Consider the following 18,961-nt stretch of genomic DNA (forward strand, 5'->3'; position numbering starts at 1 on the left):
GTCCGGTGGCACAATGGTCACCGGCGTGCCCGAGTCGCATCTTCCCCTCCGCCTCTTCCGAGCAGGGGGTCGAAGGACCGCCGGGCCCCTGGACAGCGTCCGCCGCGCCCGTTCACACGAGGAGCATCCATGTCGACGCCGGAGACCGCCGTCACCACCGCCCCCACGCGCACCGCGCACCGCCGCCACTACCTGATGTGCCGTCCCGAGCACTTCACGGTGAACTACTCCATCAATCCGTGGATGGAGCCGTCGCGGCCGACCGACACCGCCAACGCCGTCGCCCAGTGGCAGAAGCTCTACGACCTGTATGTCGAGCTCGGCCACGAGGTCGAGCTCATCGATCCGCTCCCCGGCTACCCGGACATGGTCTACACGGCCAACGGCGGCTTCCTCATCGACGGGCGCGCCTACGTGCCGGAGTTCCGGTTCGTGGAGCGGCAGGGGGAGGCTCCGGCCTTCGCCGACTGGTTCCGCGCCGCCGGCTACGACACCGTCATGCCGGAGGAGGTCAACGAGGGCGAGGGCGACTTCCTGCTCGTCGGCGACGTTATCCTCGCCGGCACCGGGTTCCGCTCCACCGGCGACAGCCACCGCGAGGTCGGCGAGGTCTTCGGTCGCGAGGTCGTGTCGCTGAACCTCACCGACCCCCGCTTCTACCACCTCGACACCGCGATCGCGGTGCTCGACCCCGTGCAGGGCGTGGAGAACGGCGGCCCCGAGCGGGCGAACATCGCCTACCTCCCCGGGGCCTTCGACGACGCCAGCCGTGCCGAGCTGGAGAAGCGCTTCCCCGACGCGATCCTCGTGTCGGACGAGGACGGCGCGGTGTTCGGCCTGAACTCCTCGAGCGACGGCTACAACGTCATCATCTCGCCGCGGGCGAAGGGCTTCGAGCAGCAGCTCCGGGAGCGCGGCTACAACCCGATCACCGTCGACCTGTCCGAGCTCCTCCTCGGTGGCGGCGGGATCAAGTGCTGCACGCTCGAGCTGCGGGGTGCGAAGTGACGATCGAGCAGACGGCGCGCGCTTCGACCCTTCGACAGGCTCAGGGACCCACCGCGGTCGCGGAGCCGCACGTCGCGCACAACTACCACCCGCTGCCGGTGATGATCGCGCGCGGCGAGGGGGCGTGGGTGACCGATGTCGAGGGCAAGCGCTACCTCGACCTGCTCGCGGCCTATTCCGCGGTCAACTTCGGGCACCGTCACCCCGCGCTCGTCGCGGCCCTGACCGAGCAGCTCGGTCGGGTCACGCTCGTCAGCCGGGCGTTCCAGAGCGACATGCTGGAGCCCTTCGCGGCCGCGCTCGCCGAGCTCTGCGGCAAGGAGCTCGTCCTGCCGATGAACACGGGCGCCGAGGCGGTGGAGACCGGCATCAAGGTCGCCAGGGCGTGGGGCTACCGCGTGAAGGGCATCCCCGAGGGGAAGGCGCGGATCGTCGTGGCGAAGGGCAACTTCCACGGCCGTACGACGACGATCGTGAGCTTCAGCGACGACGAGACCGCGCACGACGATTTCGGTCCCTACACGCCCGGCTTCGACCGCGTGCCGTTCGGCGACGCGGAGGCGATCGCCGCGGCGATCACCGAGGACACGGCGGGCGTGCTCGTGGAGCCGATCCAGGGCGAGGCCGGTGTGGTGATCCCGCCGGAGGGGTACCTCCGCCGCATCCGTGAGATCTGCGACGAGAAGAACGTGCTGTTCATCGCCGACGAGATCCAGGCCGGGCTCGGACGTGTCGGCGAGACGTTCGCGTGCGACCGCGAGGGTGTCGTGCCGGACCTGTACCTGCTGGGCAAGGCGCTCGGCGGTGGCATCCTCCCGGTCTCGGCCGTGGTGGGGAACACCGATGTCCTGGGCGTGATCCGTCCCGGTGAGCACGGCTCCACGTTCGGCGGCAACCCGCTCGCGGCGGCCGTCGGCCTGCGCGTGGTGGAGATGCTGCAGACGGGCGAGTTCCAGGAGCGCGCGCGGGCACTCGGCGCACACCTGGAGCAGGCGCTGCAGCCGCTGATCGGCCACGGTGTCACGGGCGTACGCATCGCCGGGCTGTGGGCGGGCGTCGACATCGACCCCGCGATCGGTTCAGGCCGAGAGATCGCGGAGAAGCTGCTCGACCGGGGTGTGCTCGTGAAGGACACGCACGGGCAGACCATCCGCATCGCGCCCCCGCTCGTCATCCGGGCGACCGAGCTCGACTGGGCCATCGAGCAGCTCAAGGTGGTGCTCGACGCCTGACCGCGGCCGACCCACCCCCTTCTGCACGAGCCACCCCCTTGCGAACGTTCGCAAGGGGGTGGCTCGTCTCGAAAGGGGTGGGTCGACGGCTCAGGCCGGCGGGGAGTCGGGGTCGAGCGTGCGGAGGGTGTCCTCCTCGGCGGCGTTGTCGGCCGCGAGCTCGTCCTCGGTGTTCTCGTCGCCGCCCAGGGGCGCGTCGTGGCCGGGGCCGGAACTGCCCTGGATGGCGCCGCCGGTCGACTCGCCGCGGGAGCTGTCGCCCTGGATCGCGCCGCCGGTGCCGTCGCCCTGGCCGGAGTTCTCGTCAGGGACGTCGACGCCGGGAGCGCCTTCGGCCGGATCCTGCGGGTGCGGGGTGCTCATGTTCTCGTCCATGACACGACGCTACGACCGCCGGGCCGTGATGAGGAAGGCGTTGACAAACGCGCCCGCAGCTCACTCGTCGTCGCGTCGAGGAAGCCGGATGGGCGTCGTCGCCGCGGCCTTCGCCGTGTAGTCCACCGGCTCGACCGGCTGCACGACGCGCAGCGGGCGCGTCTCGTCGAGGGTCAAGCGGAAGCGGCTGCTCTCCTCGCGGCGCAGCCTCCCCGACGTCAGCACCCACGTCACCCCGATCGCGCACGCGATGAAGCCGGCCGTCCCGCCGAGCATGATGGCGGCGCGGGGACCGAACGTGTCCGCCACCCAGCCCGCGATCGGTGCGCCGACCGGGGTCGACCCCATGATCACGGCCATGTAGAGGGCGAGGACGCGGCCGCGGAGCGCCGGATCCGTCGTGATCTGCACGTAGCCGTTGGCCGTGGTCAGCAGCGTCACGATCATGAAGCCGGTGAACGTGAGCGTGACCGCGTAGGAGAGGTAGGTGGGCATCGCGGCCGAGACGAAGGCCGCGATCCCGAAGCCGCCCGCCGCGAGGATCACCACGCGCACCCTCGCACGGTCCCGCCGTGCGGCGAGGAGGGCGCCGATCAGGGAGCCGATAGCGAGCACCGAGCTCAGCACCCCGTACCCGTCGGCGCCGGCTCCGAACTCCAGCGCCATGGTCGAGGCGAAGATGGGGAAGTTCATGCCGAACGCGCCGATGAGGAACACCGTCACGAACACGACCTTGAGGTCGCTGCGGGCCCAGACGTACCGGAAGCCCTCGGCGAGTCCGCCGCGGCTGCGGTTCTTCGGCCGCGGCGCCAGCAGGTGCGTGCGCATGAGCATCAGCGCGACGATCATGGCGAGGAAGGTCGCGGCGTTGACGATGAACACCCAACCGGAGCCGATCGCGACGATGAGCAGACCGCCGACCGCGGGGCCGATCATACGGGCGAGGTTGAAGGAGGCGGAGTTGAGGGCCACGGCGTTGGAGGTCTCCGTGGCGGACACCATGTCCGACACGAAGGCCTGCCGGGCGGGTGCGTCGAACGCGTTGACGATGCCGAAACCGAGGGCGAACGCGAGCATCATCGGCAGGGTCATCACGCCGGCCAGCAGCAGGGATCCGACCGCGATCGCGAGGCCGAGCAGCGCGGTCTGCGTGGTCAGCAGGATCTTCCGCCGATCGAAGCGATCAGCGACCCAGCCGGTCAGGCTCACCAGCACCAGCGGTGGGCCGAACTGCAGTGCCATGGTGACGCCCATCGCGGTCGCGTCGTTGTCGGTGAGCTCGGTCAGCACGACCCAGTCCTGGGCTGTGGCCTGCATCCATCCGCCGACGTTCGACACGAGGGCGCCGGCGAACCAGATCCGGTAGTTGATGTTCGCGAAGGAACGGAACATGGCGCTCATCGCTCCACCACCCTCCGCATCAGGGCGCTCGCTTCTCGCAGCGTCGTCAGTTCCTCCTCGGTGTAGTCGACCTCGCGGAGCATGTCGGCCAGCAGCACGTCGCGGCGGCGGATGGTCTCGACGACGACCTCGACGCCGGCGGCGGTGATGTCCACCTGCACGCGGCGGCGGTCGTCCTCGTCCGGGGTGCGGGCGACGAAGCCCTGCTCCTCCAGGCCGTTCACGATGCTCGTCATCGAGGGGGCGGTCACGCGCTCGCGCTCGGCGAGGGTGGAGATCGTGCGCCGGCCGTTCATGCGCAGCTCGGCGAGAACGGCGAGCTGCGTGTCGCTCATCATGTCGGCGGCGCGGGCGCAGCGGAGCCGGCGGGCGAGCCGGAACGTGGCCATGCGCAGGTCTGTGGCGGTGAGGTGCAGGGAATCATCGGACGCAGACATACTTAGTTAGTCTATCTAATATTTCTGACGCGGGGGCAGGAGGAGCCGGGGCAGCGGGCACAATGGAGGGGTGACCCGAACGATCGCTCTCGAAATCGCCGTCCAGGATCCCGCCGGAGTGCGCATCGCCGCCGAGGTCGGCGCCGCTCGCGTCGAGCTCGCCACGGCCCTCGCGCTGGGTGGGCTCACCCCGTCGCCGGCCACCCTGGAGCTCGCGCTCGAAGCCGCGGGGGCGAACGGCCCCGAGGTGCACGTCCTCATCCGTCCGCGCGCCGGCGGCTTCCACTACAGCGCCGACGAGCTGGCCGTCGCCGAACGCGACGTGCGGCACGCGGTCGACGCAGGCGCGTCGGGCGTGGTGATCGGCGCGCTGGACGCCGAGGGGCGGCTCGACCTCGATGCCATGGCGCGGCTGCGGGATGCGGCCGGGGGAGCTCCGGCGACGCTGCACCGCGCGATCGATGTGACCGCCGACCCGGTGGCGACCCTGCGGGCCGCGAGGGAGCTCGGGCTCCGGCGCGTGCTCACGTCCGGAGGGGCATCGGCCGCGATCGACGGCATCGACACCCTGCGCGCGCTCGTCGCCGCGGCCGAGGGGCAGATCGAGGTCATGGCCGGCAGCGGCGTCGACGTCGCGAGCGCTCCGGTGCTCGCCGCGGCCGGCGTCGACGCCCTCCACTTCTCCGCGAAGCGGGCGGTGACCGAGGACGGCGGCGTGCGCATGGGCTCCGCCTCCGACGGGGTCGGCGGCTACGAGGTGACGGACCGCGACATCGCCTTCGCGATCCGGGACGCTCTCGCGGGAACCGACCGGTAGGGCCGACCCATGACCGAGACCCGCGAGTACACCGACAGCCACGGCATCGCCATCGTCTACGACGTCCACCCCGCGGAGGGCACGCCCCGCGGTGTCGTCCAGCTCCTGCACGGGGTGGGCGAGCACGCAGGACGGTATCCGGCGCTGATCGCCGCGCTCACCGGAGCCGGGTTCACCGTCTACGCGGACGACCACCGTGGGCACGGGCGCACCGGCATGCGCCAGCACGGCGATCCGGCCCGGCTCGGACGGCTCGGCCCCGGGGGTCTCCGGGCGGCCAAGGATGCGATCTGGCAGCTGACCGGCATCATCCGCGACGAGAACCCGGACCTTCCGCTCGTGCTCCTCGGGCACTCGTGGGGGTCGTTCCTCGCGCAGATGCTGGTGAACGAGCACGCCGAGGCCTTCGATGCGGTGATCTTGTCGGGTTCGGCGCTGCGCACGCCCCGCTCCCTGAACCCGGCGCCGCTGAACGCCGCGTGGGCCGCGGACGACGCGACCGGGTACGAGTGGCTGAGCCGCGACCCCGCGGTGTGGAAGGCCTTCGAGGAGGACCCGCTCACGACGGGGGTGCCTCTGCTCAAGCTCTTCGGTCTGCTCGACGCGGCGCGACTGTACGGGCGTCCGGCGACGCACCTCGCGCGCGACCTCCCGATGCTCCTCCTCGTCGGCCGTGACGATCCGGTCGGCGGTCCGCGCAGCGTCCACAAGCTCGCCGACCAGTACCGGCGCCGCTCCGGACTCACCGACGTCACGACCCTCGTCTACCCCGACGCCCGGCACGAGATCTTCCAGGAGCTGCAGCAGGACGAGGTGCGCGCCGACGTCCTCGCCTGGCTCGACGCCCACATCCCCGCCCGCTGACTCCCGTCCCGGTTCGGGGCCGATCCCGGTCCGGCCCTTCCCCGGCCTGTTCAGTCCCGTTCCGTCCCGGTGCGTCCCGGTCCGGTTCCGGTCCGTCCCGGTCCGGTTCCGGTCCCTTTACGGTCCGGGATCACTTTCGCCCCTTCCCCCGGTCCCGCGGGATTATTTTCGCGCGTGGCACAGGCCCCAGCGGAACGTTTTCGAACACGCACTGTGCGTGGGTGCGCCGGTGAGTCCGCGTCCACGATGACCTGTCGGGTCAAGGCCGCGCCTCCCGTCACCGCCCGCGAGATCACCTTCGTGCCTCCCGACATCCCGCGGGATCAGTGTTGTGCCTCCCGCCACTGCCGCGGGATCACTTTCGTGCCCGGGACGGACCTCGGGGGAGCCTTCTCGAACACGCACGGTGAATCGCGCGCCGGTGGCGGCGGGAATCACCCGCGCCCCGCGAATAGGGGGCGCGGAGGCGCGGAGGATCTTCGGCTTCCGTCGCGCCGCGGACGACCCCGGGTGGCGGGATCAGAAACGGGCGGGGGAGGGCGCGCTGGGGGACGATTTCGATCCCGCGGGATGTGCGCGGGGGCTGCGCCCGGGTGGCGGGATCAGAAACGGGCGGGGGAGGGTGCGCTGGGGGACGATTTCGGTCCCGCGGGATGTGCGCGGGGGCTGCGCCCGGGTGGCGGGATCAATAAGGGGCGGGGGAGGGCGCGCTGGGGGACGGTTTTGATCCCGCGGGAGGTGCGCGGTGGCTGCGCACGGGTGGCGGGATCAGTAACGGGCGGGGAAAGGTGCGGCGAGGGACGGTTTTGATCCCGCACGCGGATGGAGGGACCGCGGGGGAGTGTGACGCGGGATGACGCGCGGTGAAGGCGTGTGACGGAGGGAGGCCACGGGAGGTGGGGGCAGTCCTAGATTCGGGGCACATCCGCACGAGCGAGGGGGAGGGCCCGCGGCGATGAGCTTCCTGACGGACTGGCATGAGTGGCATGCGGCGCGTGAACGCTATGCGGGGTCGGAGTACGGGCCGTCCGCGCTGGAGTCGACGAACTGGCTCATCACCGAACCCGCAGCGGTCGACGGCGTCCCCGGACTCTGGGCCCTCACCGGCGACGGCGGCATCCGCGGCAGCGAACTCGGACCGTCGGGGTCGGTCGTCACCCTCCGCGGCGCCCAGACCCTGCGCCTCGGGCGGCGGGAGTTGCGGGTATTCGATCGCAACGGGCTGCTGGCCCTCCGTGTCTGGAATCCGGCCCGTCCGCAGCGGGAGTGGTTCACGGCGATCGACGCCTACGCCCCGGACGAGCGCTGGCGGCTCCCCGCGACGTTCGAACCCGCGCCAGACGAGCGGATCGTCGTCACCTCGGTCGACGGTGAGGAGCGCGAGACCGCGATCGCCGGACGCCTGCGGTTCGAACTCGCCGGTGCCCCGCACGAGCTCACCGTCACCCGCAGTGGGAGCGGAGCGCTGAGCGCGGTCTTCGCGGACGGGACGAACGGGCTGGAGACGTATCGGTTCCGGTTCCTCCCCGTCGACGAACCCGCCGCCGACGGCTCCGCCGTGATCGACTTCAACCGGGCGTACCTGCCGCCCTGTGCGTTCTCCGACCAGTTCGTCTGCCCCCTGCCGACGCCCGGCAACCGCTACTCCACGCCGATCAGGGCAGGGGAGCGCGTGGTCGTGCTCGGCGGCTGACCACGGAGGCAGCGCGCGCCTTAAGCTGGATCCGTGCACGGTGAATACAAGGTTCCTGGGGGCAAGCTCGTCGTCGTCGACCTCGAGGTCGAGAACGACCGGATCGCGCGGTTCCGGCTCGCCGGGGACTTCTTCCTCGAACCGGACTCCGCGCTCGACGACATCAACGCCGCTGTCGAGGGTCTCCCCGTCGAGTCCGACGCCACGGCCATCGCCGCGGCCGTCCGCGGCGCCCTCCCCGAGGGGGCCCAGCTGCTCGGCTTCACCCCCGAGGCGGTCGGCACCGCCGTCCGCCGCGCGCTCGTCACGGCGCCCGGCTGGGGCGACTTCGACTGGGAGATCGTCCACGAGAAGGCGGTCTCGCCGCGCATGAACCTCGCCCTTGACGAGGTGCTCACCTCCCGCGTCGGCGAGGGGCGTCGGCGTCCGACGCTGCGCATCTGGGAGTGGGACGAGTCGGCCGTCGTCATCGGGTCGTTCCAGTCGTATCGCAACGAGGTCGACCCGGAGGGCGCCGCGAAGCACGGCTTCGACGTCGTACGCCGCATCTCCGGCGGCGGCGCGATGCTCATGGCTGCGGGACAGATCATCACCTACTCGCTGTACGTGCCGGCCTCGCTCGTGGCGGGCATGACCTTCGCCGACTCCTACGCGTTCCTCGACGACTGGGTGCTGCAGGCGCTCCGTTCGCTCGGTATCGACGCCGTCTACCAGCCGCTCAACGACATCGCGAGCCCGACCGGCAAGATCGGCGGCGCCGCGCAGAAGCGCCTCGCGAACGGAGGTGTGCTGCACCACGCCACCCTCTCCTACGACATCGACGGCCAGATGATGACCGAGGTGCTGCGGATCGGCCGCGAGAAGCTCAGCGACAAGGGCACGACCTCGGCCGCCAAGCGCGTCGACCCGCTGCGGAGCCAGACCGGACTGGAACGCGCCGAGATCATCGAGCGCTTCAAGGACACGTTCCGCTCGCTCACCTCCGCCGAGGACGGCGGCATCACGCCGGACGAGTACGCCGATGCCGAGGCTCTGGTGGAGTCGAAGTTCTCGACCGACGCGTGGCTGCATCGGGTTCCGTGAGCCCTTCGACAGGCTCAGGCCCTTCGACAGGCTCAGGCCCTTCGACAGGCTCAGGCCCTTCGACAGGCTTAGGGACCCAGGGTGCAGGCTCAGGGGTCCAGGCCCCGGGGCGGGTGTCGGTGATCGAGGGGGACAACCTCGCCGTCGCGGCGACCCTGCCGTCCGGGTCCTTCACGCTCGTCTACCTCGACCCGCCGTTCAACACCGGAAGAGTGCGGGAGCGGCAGGTGGTCACCGCCCGCCGCACGTTCACAACTCCGGAAGAATCGGCGGATCCCGACGGGGGCAGCCCCCAACCGGCCGAAACCGCGTCGGATCTCCTGAGTTCTGAACACGCGGTCGGCGGGCCGGAGGTGCGGCACGGCTTCCACGGACATCGGTACGAGCGGGTGCGCGGCATGCTGCGCGCGTACGACGACAGCTTCGACGACTACGGCGCCTTCCTCATGCCGCGGCTGGAGGAGGCCTGGCGGCTGCTCGCCGACGACGGCACCCTGTACCTGCACCTCGACTACCGCGAGGCGCACTACGCGAAGGTCATGCTCGACGCGGTGTTCGGCCGGGACTGCTTCCTCAACGAGCTCATCTGGGCGTACGACTACGGCGCGAAATCCCGGCGGCGGTGGCCCACCAAGCACGACACGATCCTGGTGTACGTGAAGAACCCGCGGACGTACGTGTTCAACTCCGACGACGTCGACCGGGAGCCGTACATGGCTCCGGGGCTGGTGACCGCGGAGAAGGCGGCACGAGGCAAGCTCCCGACCGACGTCTGGTGGCACACGATCGTCCCGACGACCGGACGGGAGAAGACGGGCTATCCGACGCAGAAGCCCGAGGGCATCCTCCGGCGCATCGTGACCGCGTCCAGCCGACCGGGCGATCGGGTGCTCGACCTCTTCGCCGGCAGCGGCACGACCGGAGCGGTGGCCTCCGCACTCGGTCGGGAGGCGGTGCTCGTGGACGACAACCCGGAAGCGGTGCGGGTCATGGCCGCACGCATCCCGCACGCGGAGGTCCGCCGGGCCTGAGTGGGACGCGCTCGGCACGAGCCGTCAGATCCCGATCGAGACCTTCCGCAGGGTCGCGTTCACGGTCCAGACCGTCCGCATGCCGGCCGTGAGCCGCATCACTGACCCTGGGCCGAGTCCCACGGGCGGGAGCGCGGGTGCGGTGAACGCCACGGTCGCGCGACCGGAGAGCACGACGAACACCTCGTCCTCCTCGACGTCCACCGCCGTGCCCGGCGTCATCTCCCAGACGCCGATCTCGATCCCGCCGGCATCGTCGAGCACCGTGTAGGCCGTGGTCGGTGCGCCGTCGCGGACGTCCTCGTCGGGCAGCGGGGCGTGCGTCAGCGCGAGGTTCCCCGCGTCGACGACGGCTCCTGGGGTGAGCGTGGTCACGAGTCGAAGCCCATGCCGAGGGCGTCGAGCGTCTTCAGGAACAGGTTGCGGCGCCCCTCGTTGTGGTCGGCCCTGTCCATCGCGGCGCGGACGAGGTTGATGCCGACGGACGCGGCGGGCTCCGGCGGGAACGGGATCGGCTTCTCGCGCACCATCCGCAGCTGCGTGCGTTCGGTCTCCTCGCCGTCGAGCTTGTCGAGCATGACATCGGCCGCGAACCGGGCGGCGCCGACCCCGAGGCCGGTGAACCCCGTGGCGTAGGCGACCCGACCGCCGCGGGCGGTGCCGAAGAATGCGCAGAATCGGCTGGAGGAGTCGATGGCTCCGGCCCAGCGGTGCGTGAAGCGGAGGCCGGCGAGCTGCGGGAAGGTGGTGAAGAAGTGCGAGGCCAGGCGCCGGTGGCTCTCCATCCGGTCCTCGTACGCGGGGCGCACCTTGCCGCCGAAGTGGTACACCGCGTCGTAGCCGCCGAACAGGATCCGGTCGTCGGCGGTGAGCCGGTAGTAGTGGAACTGGTTGGCGCTGTCGGCGAGCCCCTGACGGTTCCGCCAGCCGATGGACGCGAGCTGCTCGGCCGAGAGCGGCTCCGTCATCAGCACGTAGTCGTACACCGGGACCGTCATGAGGCGGTTGCGCTTCAGGAGCGAGGGGAACACGTTCGTCGCGAGCGCCACCGCGTCGGCGGTCACCCGGCCGTGCTCCGTGACGAGGGTCACCGGACCGGAGTCCGCGCCCTCGATCCGCCGGACGAGGCTGTGCTCGTGGATCTCCACGCCGAGCTCGACGGCCACCCGTGCGAGCTCCAGGCCCAGCTTCGCCGGGTGCACGAGAGCGCTGCCCTCCCGATCCCAGGCGCCGGCGAGGAACGTGGGGGAATGCACTTCCGCCTGCACCGCCTCGCGGTCGAGGAAGCCCTCCTCCTCGCGCAGCCACTCGACCTGATGCGGCTCCACGGCGACCGCGAGCTGGCCCGTCCGCTCGAACTCGGCATCCATGTCGTACCGCCGCACGGTCTCGGCGATGCCGTCGAGGTTCTCGTGGCCCAGCTCCTCGAGGCGGTCGATCTCCTCGGGCCAGCGGTTCACGCCGTTCTCGTGGCCGTGCGTGAGGCTGGACTCGCAGAAGCCGCCGTTGCGCCCGGATGCCGCCCAGGCCACGCGGGATGCCTCCAGGAGGACCACCTTCCGCTCCGGATCCCGCTCCTTCGCGCGCACGGCCGTCCAGAGCCCGGTGTAGCCGCCGCCGACGACCACGAGGTCCGTGTGCACGGTGCCGCGCAGCGGCGGATGCGCGGGCCGCTCGACGTCGTCGAGCCAGAAGACCGACAGGGCCGTGTCGCGCAGGGCGTCGTCGACGACGGACTGCGAAGGACGACGGCGTTCGAAGACCGTGGTGCCCATGTTCACTCCGATGTGAGGGGAGCGCGTCAGCGCGTTCCCCAGTTGTAGAGGTCTTTGTAGAGGCCGGCGTAGAGCAGGCTCTCCGTCTGGATGATGCCGGGGATGGTGCGGATGCGGGTGGCGATGAGGTCGAGCAGATGGTCGTCGTCCTCGCACACCGCCTCGACGAGGATGTCGAACGTCCCGAGGGTGACGACGACGTACGCCAGTTCGGGGATCGCCGTGAGCTCCTCAGCGATCGCGCGGGGGTCGCCGGACACCCGGATCCCGATCATCGACATGCGGTGGAAGCCGAGCTGCAGCGGGTCGGTCACGGCGACGATCTGGATCAGACCCGATTCGGTCAGGCGCTGCACGCGCTGGCGGGCCGCGGCCTCGCTGAGCCCGACTTCGCGGGCGATCTCCGCATAGGGACGCCGCCCGTCCTCCTGCAGCAGCTCGACGATGCGCTTCGAGATGTCGTCGAGGGCGGGGGGAGGCGTCTTCGGACTCATGTACCGATCGTGACATTCTGACCCGCCCTTCGCAACTGATTCCGTCGATCTGTGGACGAAAAGCTACAGATTCCGCGCTCGGATGGCTACCATGGCGCTATGTCCTCACCGTCGACGATGACCGTGCCCCTGCAGAACTTCATCGGCGGTCGCGCCGTCACCGCATCGGGGAGCGGGCGCCTGCCGCTCATCGATCCGGTGACGGAGGAAGCCTACGGCGAGATCCCGATCTCCGACCGCACCGACGTGGATGCCGCGTATGCCGCGGCCGCGGCGGCGTTCCCGACCTGGCGGGACACCCCGCCGTCTGCGCGCCAGCTCGCCCTGTTCCGCATCGCCGAGGACATGGCCGCGCGGGCCGAGGAGTTCGCCGACCTCGAGTCGAAGGACACCGGCAAGCCGCGGGCGACGCTCGTCGCCGACGAGATCCTGCAGTCGGTGGACCAGCTGCGGTTCTTCGCCGGGGCCGCGCGGAGCCTCGAGGGTCGAGCCGCCGCGGAGTACCTCCCCGGGCACACCTCCTTCGTGCGCCGGGAGCCGATCGGCGTGATCGGGCAGGTGACGCCGTGGAACTACCCCCTGAACATGGCGGTGTGGAAGATCGCTCCCGCGCTCGCCGCCGGCAACACCGTCGTGCTGAAGCCGGCCGAGTCCACGCCGCTCACCACGCTGCTGCTCGCGGAGATCGTCGCCGCGCACACCCCCGCGGGCACCCTCAACGTCGTGCTCGGCGACCGCGAGACCGGAGCGGCCCTCGTCGAGCATCCGACACCGCAGATGGTGGCGATCACCGGCTCGGTGCGCGCGGGGATGGCCGTGGCCCGCTCCGCGGCCGACGACGTCAAGCGCGTGCACCTGGAGCTCGGCGGCAAGGCGCCCGCGATCGTCTTCCCGGACGCGTCGATCGAGAAGGCGGTCGAGGGCATCGTCACCGGGGCCTTCTTCAACGCGGGTCAGGACTGCACCGCGGCGACCCGGGTGCTCGTGCACGCGTCGGTGCACGACGAGCTCGTCGCCGCACTGGTGGAGCGGACCCGCACGCACGCGCGGACCGGGGTGCCGGACGAAGAGGGCGTGCTGTACGGGCCGCTGAGCAGCGCGGCCCAGCTCGCTCAAGTGCAGGGCTTCATCGACCGGCTTCCGGCGCACGCGACCATCGCCACCGGTGGGAGGCGGCAGGGCGACCGCGGTTACTTCTGGGAGGCGACCATCGTGACCGGCGTGCAGCAGGACGACGAGGTCGTGCAGGGCGAGATCTTCGGACCCGTGCTCACCGTGCAGCCCTTCGATACCGAGGAGGAGGCGCTCGCGATGGCGAACGGCGTGCCGTACGCGCTCGCCGCGTCGGTGTGGACCCACGATCATGCCCGCGCCATGCGCTTCTCCCGGGATCTCGACTTCGGGTGCGTCTGGATCAACACCCACATCCCGTTCGTGTCGGACATGCCGCACGGCGGGTTCAAGCACTCCGGATACGGGAAGGACCTGTCGCAGTACGGCTTCGACGACTACACCCGGATCAAGCACGTGATGAGCGCGCTCGACTGACGCGGCGGTCGTTCAGCGCAGGGCGAGGAGCTTGACGCGGCGGTGCTCCCGGAGCGTGAACTGCGGGCGCTGATCGATCTTCGTGGCCCCGTCGAGCTCCCACCCGTGCCGGGCGTAGAAGCCGTCGGCGCGGTCGTTGCCGTCGAGGACCCAGAGGTAGGCGCGGGTGTGGCCGGCATCGATCATGCGCTGCTCGGCCGCGTCGAGGAGGGCATGCCCCGCCCCCGTCGACCACGCGGTCGGGTCGGCGTAGATGCCGTACAACTCGGCGTCGTCCAGGCCGTCGGGGTCGCGACCGGAGCCGAACGAGGCCCAGCCGACGACGGTGCCTTCACGCTCGGCCACCAGGGTCCCGAGGCTCGTGGGCAGCGGATCGGCGAAGATGCGGCGCCACCCGTCGGCCCGTTCCGAGACGGACAGCCCGTCCAGCACCTCCTGGTCGATGAGGCCCTCGTAGGCCGCCTGCCACGACCGCACGTGCACTCCGGCCACGGCCTCGGCATCGTCGGCGACGGCGTCTCGGATCACCAGGGGCGTCATCCCTCCACCCTATGCGGGCCCGCCGACGTCCTTCCGGGTTCCCCGGTCACACCTGCACGACACGGGTGCGTCTGTGGGGAGGAATCCCGGGATTCGTCGTGCGACCGCGCCCGGGTCGTGCAGGCGACGCAGCCGGGAAGGACGGGTCGACGGGTGCGACGCGATGTGGCAGGCTGGCGGGCACCGACTCCGCACGAGAATCGACCCCCCAGAGGTTCCGCCGCATGTCACGACCCCTCGCAGGACCGCAGACCCTGCTCCGCACGCTCAACGGCCGCGCGATCCTCGAGCGCCTCGCCCGGAGCGGACCGCAGACCCGGGCCGAGCTCATGGCGGCGACCGGCCTCTCCCGCACGGCCGTGACCCAGGTACTGCGGATGCTCGACGCCGCGGGAGCCGTCACTGCGGCCGGGGTCGACCGCGACACCCGCGGACCGGCGGCGGGCCGGGTCGCTCTGCACCCCGCCCTCGGGGTCGCGGCGGCCGTGCACGTGGACCATCACGCCGCCCACGTCGTCCTCGTCGACGCGACCGGCACCATCAGAACCGAACGGCACGGCGCCTTCCCCGCGGGCGAGGACCGGGTCGCGCACATCGCCGCCCTCGTCGCGGCCTGCCGCCGATCCGTGAAGGGCGCGCTCCACCTCGCCGTCGTCGGAGTGCCCGGCATCGTCGCGTCGGACGGCGCGATCCGCGACGACCAGGGGCCGGACGGCGGCGCCTTCCGCTCGGCTCTCGCGGCAGCCCTCGACTGCCCGGTCCGCGTCGAGAACGACGTCAACCTCGCCGCGCTCGCCGAGTCGACCACCGGCGTCGGCATCGACCTCGCGAGTTTCGCGCTCCTGCTGCTCGACGACGACCTCGGCGCCGGCATCGTGATCGACGGGGCGCTGCATCGCGGGTTCTCGGGAGTGGCGGGCGAGGTGATGTACCTCCCGCAGACGCCGGTGCCCATCGGCGCCCCGGTCGCGGGCGCCGCGGTGGTGCGCGACCTCGCCCTCGGGCTCGGACTGGATGTCGACGCGCCTTTCCTCGCCCACCTGGAGGCGGCGCAACGCGGAGACGAGGCGGCGCAGGCCCTCGTCGCGGAGATCGGACGACGGCTCTTCCTCGCGGCGGGCAGCGTCGCCCTCGTGCTCGATCCCGAGGCCTTCATCCTCGGCGGGGAGGCGGTGCACCCGGCGCTCCTGGATGCGATCGAGCGGGTCGCGGACGAGTTCGCCGCGCAGCTGCCGCTCCGTTTCCTCGCCTCGGCGTTCGGTCCGGAGGCGCCGCTCGTCGGAGCTGTGGGTGAGGCGGCCTCCGCGCTCCGCGCCGACGTCTTCACCCGGATCCTCACACCCTCCCGCGCACCCGCCACCGGCCGCTGACCGCCCGACAGGACACGCCATGACCGCCTCCTCCGCTCTCGCCGACCGACTCGGGCTGCCGTCCGGTGCCAGGGCGGTCATCCTCAACGCCGACGACTTCGGGATGTGCCATGCCGCGAACGCGGCGATCTCCGGACTCCTGGCGCGTGACCGGATCGACTCGGCGACGGTGATGGTGCCCTGTGCCTGGTCCCCGGAAGCACTCGCCTTCGCCGCCGCGCACCCGGACCTCGACGTGGGCGTGCACCTCGTCCTCACGAGCGAGTGGCGCCGATACCGGTGGCGTCCGCTCACCGCGGGCTCGTCGACCCTCGTCGACGCCGACGGCTTCTTCCCCGCCGACGTCGCGACCGTGGAGCAGCACGCGTCGGAGGAGGATGTCGCCGCCGAGATCGCCGCGCAGTTGCAGGCGGCGCTCGATGCCGGCGTCGACGTGACCCACCTCGACAACCACATGGGCTCCGTCTACGGGCTGCTGACCGGCCGGGACTTCCTGCGCGCCGTCTTGGAGCTCGCCGCGCGGCACGGGCTCCCGTTCCGCCTGCCCCGCGAGATGGAGGGAGCGGACGCCGATCCGATGCTGCAGGCGAAGCTCACCGAGGCGGCGGCGGTGGCGGATGCGTTCGGCGTGGAGATCGTCGATCGGCTCTGGACGCACCCGTTCGAGCTGCGCGGCGAGGGCACCGCCGATGAGGAGTCGTACGAACAGGTGCGAGACGGGTTCCTCGCGGTGCTGCGCGCCGTCCCGCCCGGGGTCACCGAGATCTACCTGCACCCGATGGCCGACGGTGAGGAGCTGCGCGCCGCGGTGGACTTCGCGGCGGCCAAGCGCGGCTACGAGCTGCGGCTGCTCGACGATCCCCTCGTGCAGCAGACGATCGCCGAGGAGGGCCTGGTCCGCGTCGGCTGGCGCGCGCTGCGGGAGCTGCAGCGCGGAGACGCCCGGTGACGGCGCTCGGCGAACGGCTGCGCGACCGCCGTCTCGACGCCGCTCCCACCCGCTCCCAGACCATCGCCTTCGGAGCCTCCGGGTTCCCGACGCAGCTGATGACGCAGACGTTCTCGGCGTTCGTCGTGTACTTCTACGTCTCGCACCTCGCCGTCCCCGCGGGGTGGGTGGCGGCGGCGATGATCGCCCACGGCATCCTCAACGCGGCGCTCAACCCTGTCGTCGGGGCGCTCTCCGACCGGATCCGCACGCCGTGGGGCCGCCGCATCCCGTGGATCGGGCTCGGCATCGTGCCGCTCGTCGTCGCGTTCGCCCTCGTCTGGATGCCGCCCGCGCTCCCGGCGGCCGGGCTCATCGTGTGGTTCCTCGTGGTCGTCGCGGTCTACGACATCGCCTTCGTCGTGGTGGTGCTGAACATCTCGGCGCTGTTCCCGGAGATCTTCCGCACCACGGAGGAGCGCGCCCGCGGGAACGTGCCGCGGCAGATCTTCGCGATCCTCGGCATGGTGCTCGGCACGGCAGGAGCCCCCGCGCTCTACGACGCGATCGGCTGGCCCGGGATGGCCCTCGTGCTGTCCGGCGTCTGTCTCGTGCTGCTCGCCTGGTCGTTCCTCGGCGGGATGATCGAGCGCCGGGTGCCCGAGGTCGCCTCCGAGGCCATGCGCTGGCGGGACCAGCTCGTCTACACGTTCCGCAACCGCGCCTTCGTGCCGTACGTGCTGGGCTCGCTCTGCGTGCAGACCTCGATCGCCGTGATCCTCGCCGCCGTCCCGTTCTACGTCCGCTACTCGCTGGGGGCGGCCGAGGGCGAGGGCAGCCTCCTGCTCGGCGCCATCTTCCTCACGGCCATCCCGTCGATCGTGCTGTGGAGCGCGGTGGTCCGGCGCACCTCCCCGCGCACGGCGCTGCTGTGGAGCGTCGCGGTGTTCGGGGTCGCGGTGCTCGGCTACCTGGTCCCGACCTCGGTGGGGGCGGCGGCTCTCGTCGGGGTGGCGGTCGGCGTCGGCGTCGGCGGGCTGCTGCAGCTCCTCGAGGTCGTGCTCGCCCAGATCATCGACGACGACGCGCATCGCACGGGCCACCGTCGCGAGGGTGCGTACTTCGGCGTGAACGGGTTCGTCGTGCGCGGCTCCGTGGTCCTCCAGGCGATCGTCGCCGCGGCTGTGCTGACCGCGACGGGCTTCGACGCCGGGCTCGGCGACGCGCAGCCGGAGGCCGTCGACGGCGGCATCCGGCTGATGCTGGCGGTCATCCCCCTGGCGTTCACCGCCGTCGGGTGGCTGTGCTTCTGGCTCTACCCCATCCGCACGCGCGACCTCTGAGGTCAGCCGGCGGCGCGGCGGGCCTCCCAGCCCGTGCGCACCATCTCGTCGACGGTGTAGCGCATGGTCCAGTCGAGGTCGCGGGCCGCGAGCTCACCGGTCGCCACGATCCGATCCGGGTCGCCGGGGCGGCGAGGGCCGACCTCGGGGGTGAAGTCGATGCCGGTGACGCGGGCGACCGCATCCATGATCTGCTTCACGCTGAGGCCGTCGCCGGAGCCGAGGTTGTACGCGGGCTCGATCGGTGCGCCGGAGGCCAGGCGCTGCGCTGCGGCGACGTGGGCGGCGGCGATGTCGCCGACGTGCACGTAGTCGCGCACGTTCGTGCCGTCAGGGGTGTCGTAGTCGTCGCCGAAGATCTTCGGGGTGCGGCCCTCGATCAGCGCCTCGAAGACGATGGGGAAGAGGTTGTGCGGGCTGACGTCGTAGACCGACGGGTCGGCCGAGCCGACGACGTTGAAGTACCGCAGCGAGGTGTGACGCAGCGGGCGGTCGGAGTCGGCGGTGGCGATCGCCTGGTCGCGGAGCAGCCATTCGCCGATGAGCTTCGACTCGCCGTAGGGGCTCGCGGGCCTCTTGGCGGTGTCCTCGACGACGAGGGAGACGTCCGGGGTTCCGAACACGGCCGCCGAAGAGGAGAAGACGATGTTCGCGACGCCCGCCGCCGCCATCGCCTCGAGGATGATCCGCGTCCCCTCGACGTTCTGGGCGTAGGTGTGCAGCGGGCGCTGGACCGAGACGCCGGCGTACTTGTAGCCCGCGACGTGGATCACGCCCTCCGCCTCGTGCGTGCGCAGGGTCTCCTCGACGAGGGCGCGGTCGAGGATGCTGCCCTGCACGAAGGGCACGCCCTCCGGCACGAAGGAGGCGACGCCGCTGGAGAGGTCGTCCAGGACGACGGGGGAGAGACCGGCCTCTGCGAGAGCGCGGACGACGTGGGCACCGATGTAGCCGGCGCCGCCGGTGACGATCCAGGACATGCGTTCCTCTCCTGCCGCGGCGGTGGCGGCTCGACCCTTCAT

General features: G+C 71.4%; 19 protein-coding genes. 11 read left to right on the plus strand and 8 right to left on the minus strand.

Annotated features, from left to right (window positions below; translation table 11 throughout):
• Nucleotides 1-129: 129 nt before the first annotated feature.
• Together ddaH and rocD are read left to right on the plus strand one after the other, a co-directional pair.
• A complete protein-coding gene (ddaH, locus tag M4D53_RS08190) occupies nucleotides 130-1,008 on the plus strand; it encodes a dimethylargininase (protein WP_187662474.1) in 879 nt (292 codons plus the stop codon).
• 2 nt (nucleotides 1,009-1,010) lie between these two features.
• A complete protein-coding gene (rocD, locus tag M4D53_RS08195; protein WP_259953421.1) occupies nucleotides 1,011-2,240 on the plus strand; it encodes an ornithine--oxo-acid transaminase in 1,230 nt (409 codons plus the stop codon).
• A 90-nt stretch (nucleotides 2,241-2,330) separates the two neighbouring features.
• Here rocD and M4D53_RS08200 read toward each other — a convergent pair whose 3' ends face one another.
• From M4D53_RS08200 to M4D53_RS08210, 3 genes are read right to left on the minus strand one after another with little or no spacing between them, the layout of a single operon-like run.
• A complete protein-coding gene (locus tag M4D53_RS08200) occupies nucleotides 2,331-2,615 on the minus strand; it encodes a hypothetical protein (RefSeq protein WP_025105431.1) in 285 nt (94 codons plus the stop codon).
• Between the two features lie 60 nt (nucleotides 2,616-2,675).
• The gene (locus M4D53_RS08205) at nucleotides 2,676-4,007 is read right to left on the minus strand and encodes an MFS transporter (protein WP_259953422.1); all 1,332 of its coding nucleotides are present in this window, start codon (nucleotides 4,005-4,007) and stop codon (nucleotides 2,676-2,678) included.
• 5 nt (nucleotides 4,008-4,012) lie between these two features.
• On the minus strand, nucleotides 4,013-4,453 hold the full coding sequence (locus tag M4D53_RS08210; RefSeq protein WP_187662473.1) for a MarR family winged helix-turn-helix transcriptional regulator: 441 nt from the start codon (nucleotides 4,451-4,453) through the stop codon (nucleotides 4,013-4,015).
• A gap of 70 nt (nucleotides 4,454-4,523) precedes the next feature.
• On the opposite strand from M4D53_RS08210, the gene M4D53_RS08215 reads away from it, so the two are divergent.
• The 5 genes from M4D53_RS08215 to M4D53_RS08235 all read left to right on the plus strand — a co-directional run bounded on the left by M4D53_RS08215 (nucleotide 4,524) and on the right by M4D53_RS08235 (nucleotide 9,941).
• The gene (locus M4D53_RS08215; RefSeq protein ID WP_259953358.1) at nucleotides 4,524-5,270 is read left to right on the plus strand and encodes a copper homeostasis protein CutC; all 747 of its coding nucleotides are present in this window, start codon (nucleotides 4,524-4,526) and stop codon (nucleotides 5,268-5,270) included.
• Nucleotides 5,271-5,279: 9 nt separating this feature from the next.
• Nucleotides 5,280-6,134, plus strand: a complete 855-nt coding sequence (locus M4D53_RS08220) for an alpha/beta fold hydrolase (RefSeq protein ID WP_187662471.1) — start codon at nucleotides 5,280-5,282, stop codon at nucleotides 6,132-6,134.
• A 955-nt stretch (nucleotides 6,135-7,089) separates the two neighbouring features.
• Nucleotides 7,090-7,827, plus strand: coding sequence for a DUF1684 domain-containing protein (locus M4D53_RS08225; protein ID WP_259953359.1), 738 nt, complete (start codon nucleotides 7,090-7,092; stop codon nucleotides 7,825-7,827).
• 33 nt (nucleotides 7,828-7,860) lie between these two features.
• On the plus strand, nucleotides 7,861-8,910 hold the full coding sequence (lplAB, locus tag M4D53_RS08230; RefSeq protein WP_259953360.1) for a lipoate-protein ligase LplAB: 1,050 nt from the start codon (nucleotides 7,861-7,863) through the stop codon (nucleotides 8,908-8,910).
• A gap of 113 nt (nucleotides 8,911-9,023) precedes the next feature.
• A complete protein-coding gene (locus M4D53_RS08235; RefSeq protein WP_259953423.1) occupies nucleotides 9,024-9,941 on the plus strand; it encodes a DNA-methyltransferase in 918 nt (305 codons plus the stop codon).
• A 24-nt stretch (nucleotides 9,942-9,965) separates the two neighbouring features.
• Here M4D53_RS08235 and M4D53_RS08240 read toward each other — a convergent pair whose 3' ends face one another.
• Genes M4D53_RS08240 through M4D53_RS08250 form a run of 3 tightly spaced genes read right to left on the minus strand, consistent with a single transcriptional unit; the run spans nucleotide 9,966 to nucleotide 12,210 of the window.
• Nucleotides 9,966-10,316 carry a cupin domain-containing protein gene (locus M4D53_RS08240; RefSeq protein WP_259953361.1) on the minus strand — a complete coding sequence of 117 codons (351 nt, stop codon included), beginning with the start codon at nucleotides 10,314-10,316 and terminating at the stop codon, nucleotides 9,966-9,968.
• Nucleotides 10,313-11,716, minus strand: a complete 1,404-nt coding sequence (locus M4D53_RS08245) for an NAD(P)/FAD-dependent oxidoreductase (RefSeq protein ID WP_259953362.1) — start codon at nucleotides 11,714-11,716, stop codon at nucleotides 10,313-10,315. Before M4D53_RS08245 ends, M4D53_RS08240 begins: the two co-directional genes overlap by 4 nt.
• 26 nt (nucleotides 11,717-11,742) lie before the next feature.
• Complete coding sequence (locus M4D53_RS08250; RefSeq protein ID WP_025105441.1) at nucleotides 11,743-12,210, minus strand: Lrp/AsnC family transcriptional regulator; 468 nt, start codon at nucleotides 12,208-12,210, stop codon at nucleotides 11,743-11,745.
• 99 nt (nucleotides 12,211-12,309) lie between these two features.
• Between M4D53_RS08250 and M4D53_RS08255 the strand changes: the two genes are divergently transcribed.
• A complete protein-coding gene (locus tag M4D53_RS08255; protein WP_259953363.1) occupies nucleotides 12,310-13,758 on the plus strand; it encodes a gamma-aminobutyraldehyde dehydrogenase in 1,449 nt (482 codons plus the stop codon).
• A 12-nt stretch (nucleotides 13,759-13,770) separates the two neighbouring features.
• Here M4D53_RS08255 and M4D53_RS08260 read toward each other — a convergent pair whose 3' ends face one another.
• A complete protein-coding gene (locus tag M4D53_RS08260; protein WP_259953364.1) occupies nucleotides 13,771-14,298 on the minus strand; it encodes a GNAT family N-acetyltransferase in 528 nt (175 codons plus the stop codon).
• 224 nt (nucleotides 14,299-14,522) lie between these two features.
• On the opposite strand from M4D53_RS08260, the gene M4D53_RS08265 reads away from it, so the two are divergent.
• Genes M4D53_RS08265 through M4D53_RS08275 form a run of 3 tightly spaced genes read left to right on the plus strand, consistent with a single transcriptional unit; the run spans nucleotide 14,523 to nucleotide 17,939 of the window.
• On the plus strand, nucleotides 14,523-15,668 hold the full coding sequence (locus M4D53_RS08265; RefSeq protein WP_259953366.1) for an ROK family protein: 1,146 nt from the start codon (nucleotides 14,523-14,525) through the stop codon (nucleotides 15,666-15,668).
• Between the two features lie 19 nt (nucleotides 15,669-15,687).
• Nucleotides 15,688-16,617 (plus strand): polysaccharide deacetylase family protein, encoded by a 930-nt coding sequence (locus M4D53_RS08270; RefSeq protein ID WP_259953369.1) that lies wholly within the window; start codon nucleotides 15,688-15,690, stop codon nucleotides 16,615-16,617.
• On the plus strand, nucleotides 16,614-17,939 hold the full coding sequence (locus M4D53_RS08275; RefSeq protein ID WP_259953371.1) for an MFS transporter: 1,326 nt from the start codon (nucleotides 16,614-16,616) through the stop codon (nucleotides 17,937-17,939). The genes M4D53_RS08270 and M4D53_RS08275 overlap by 4 nt, the downstream gene beginning before the upstream one ends.
• A 2-nt stretch (nucleotides 17,940-17,941) precedes the next feature.
• Here M4D53_RS08275 and galE read toward each other — a convergent pair whose 3' ends face one another.
• On the minus strand, nucleotides 17,942-18,919 hold the full coding sequence (galE, locus tag M4D53_RS08280) for a UDP-glucose 4-epimerase GalE (RefSeq protein WP_259953372.1): 978 nt from the start codon (nucleotides 18,917-18,919) through the stop codon (nucleotides 17,942-17,944).
• Between the last annotated feature and the right edge of the window lie 42 nt (nucleotides 18,920-18,961).

The organism is Microbacterium meiriae, assembly GCF_025143875.1.
In the GTDB taxonomy this organism is placed as follows: Bacteria; Actinomycetota; Actinomycetes; order Actinomycetales; family Microbacteriaceae; genus Microbacterium; species Microbacterium meiriae.

What these genes read in the sequence shown, in the direction of transcription:
- ddaH (WP_187662474.1), top strand. Translation starts at nt 130, where the DNA reads ATGTCGACGCCGGAGACCGCCGTCACCACCGCCCCCACGCGCACCGCG.
- M4D53_RS08200 (WP_025105431.1), bottom strand. Translation starts at nt 2,615, where the DNA reads ATGGACGAGAACATGAGCACCCCGCACCCGCAGGATCCGGCCGAAGGC.
- M4D53_RS08205 (WP_259953422.1), bottom strand. Translation starts at nt 4,007, where the DNA reads ATGTTCCGTTCCTTCGCGAACATCAACTACCGGATCTGGTTCGCCGGC.
- M4D53_RS08210 (WP_187662473.1), bottom strand. Translation starts at nt 4,453, where the DNA reads ATGTCTGCGTCCGATGATTCCCTGCACCTCACCGCCACAGACCTGCGC.
- M4D53_RS08220 (WP_187662471.1), top strand. Translation starts at nt 5,280, where the DNA reads ATGACCGAGACCCGCGAGTACACCGACAGCCACGGCATCGCCATCGTC.
- M4D53_RS08225 (WP_259953359.1), top strand. Translation starts at nt 7,090, where the DNA reads ATGAGCTTCCTGACGGACTGGCATGAGTGGCATGCGGCGCGTGAACGC.
- M4D53_RS08245 (WP_259953362.1), bottom strand. Translation starts at nt 11,716, where the DNA reads ATGGGCACCACGGTCTTCGAACGCCGTCGTCCTTCGCAGTCCGTCGTC.
- M4D53_RS08250 (WP_025105441.1), bottom strand. Translation starts at nt 12,210, where the DNA reads ATGAGTCCGAAGACGCCTCCCCCCGCCCTCGACGACATCTCGAAGCGC.
- M4D53_RS08255 (WP_259953363.1), top strand. Translation starts at nt 12,310, where the DNA reads ATGTCCTCACCGTCGACGATGACCGTGCCCCTGCAGAACTTCATCGGC.
- M4D53_RS08260 (WP_259953364.1), bottom strand. Translation starts at nt 14,298, where the DNA reads ATGACGCCCCTGGTGATCCGAGACGCCGTCGCCGACGATGCCGAGGCC.
- M4D53_RS08265 (WP_259953366.1), top strand. Translation starts at nt 14,523, where the DNA reads ATGTCACGACCCCTCGCAGGACCGCAGACCCTGCTCCGCACGCTCAAC.
- M4D53_RS08270 (WP_259953369.1), top strand. Translation starts at nt 15,688, where the DNA reads ATGACCGCCTCCTCCGCTCTCGCCGACCGACTCGGGCTGCCGTCCGGT.
- galE (WP_259953372.1), bottom strand. Translation starts at nt 18,919, where the DNA reads ATGTCCTGGATCGTCACCGGCGGCGCCGGCTACATCGGTGCCCACGTC.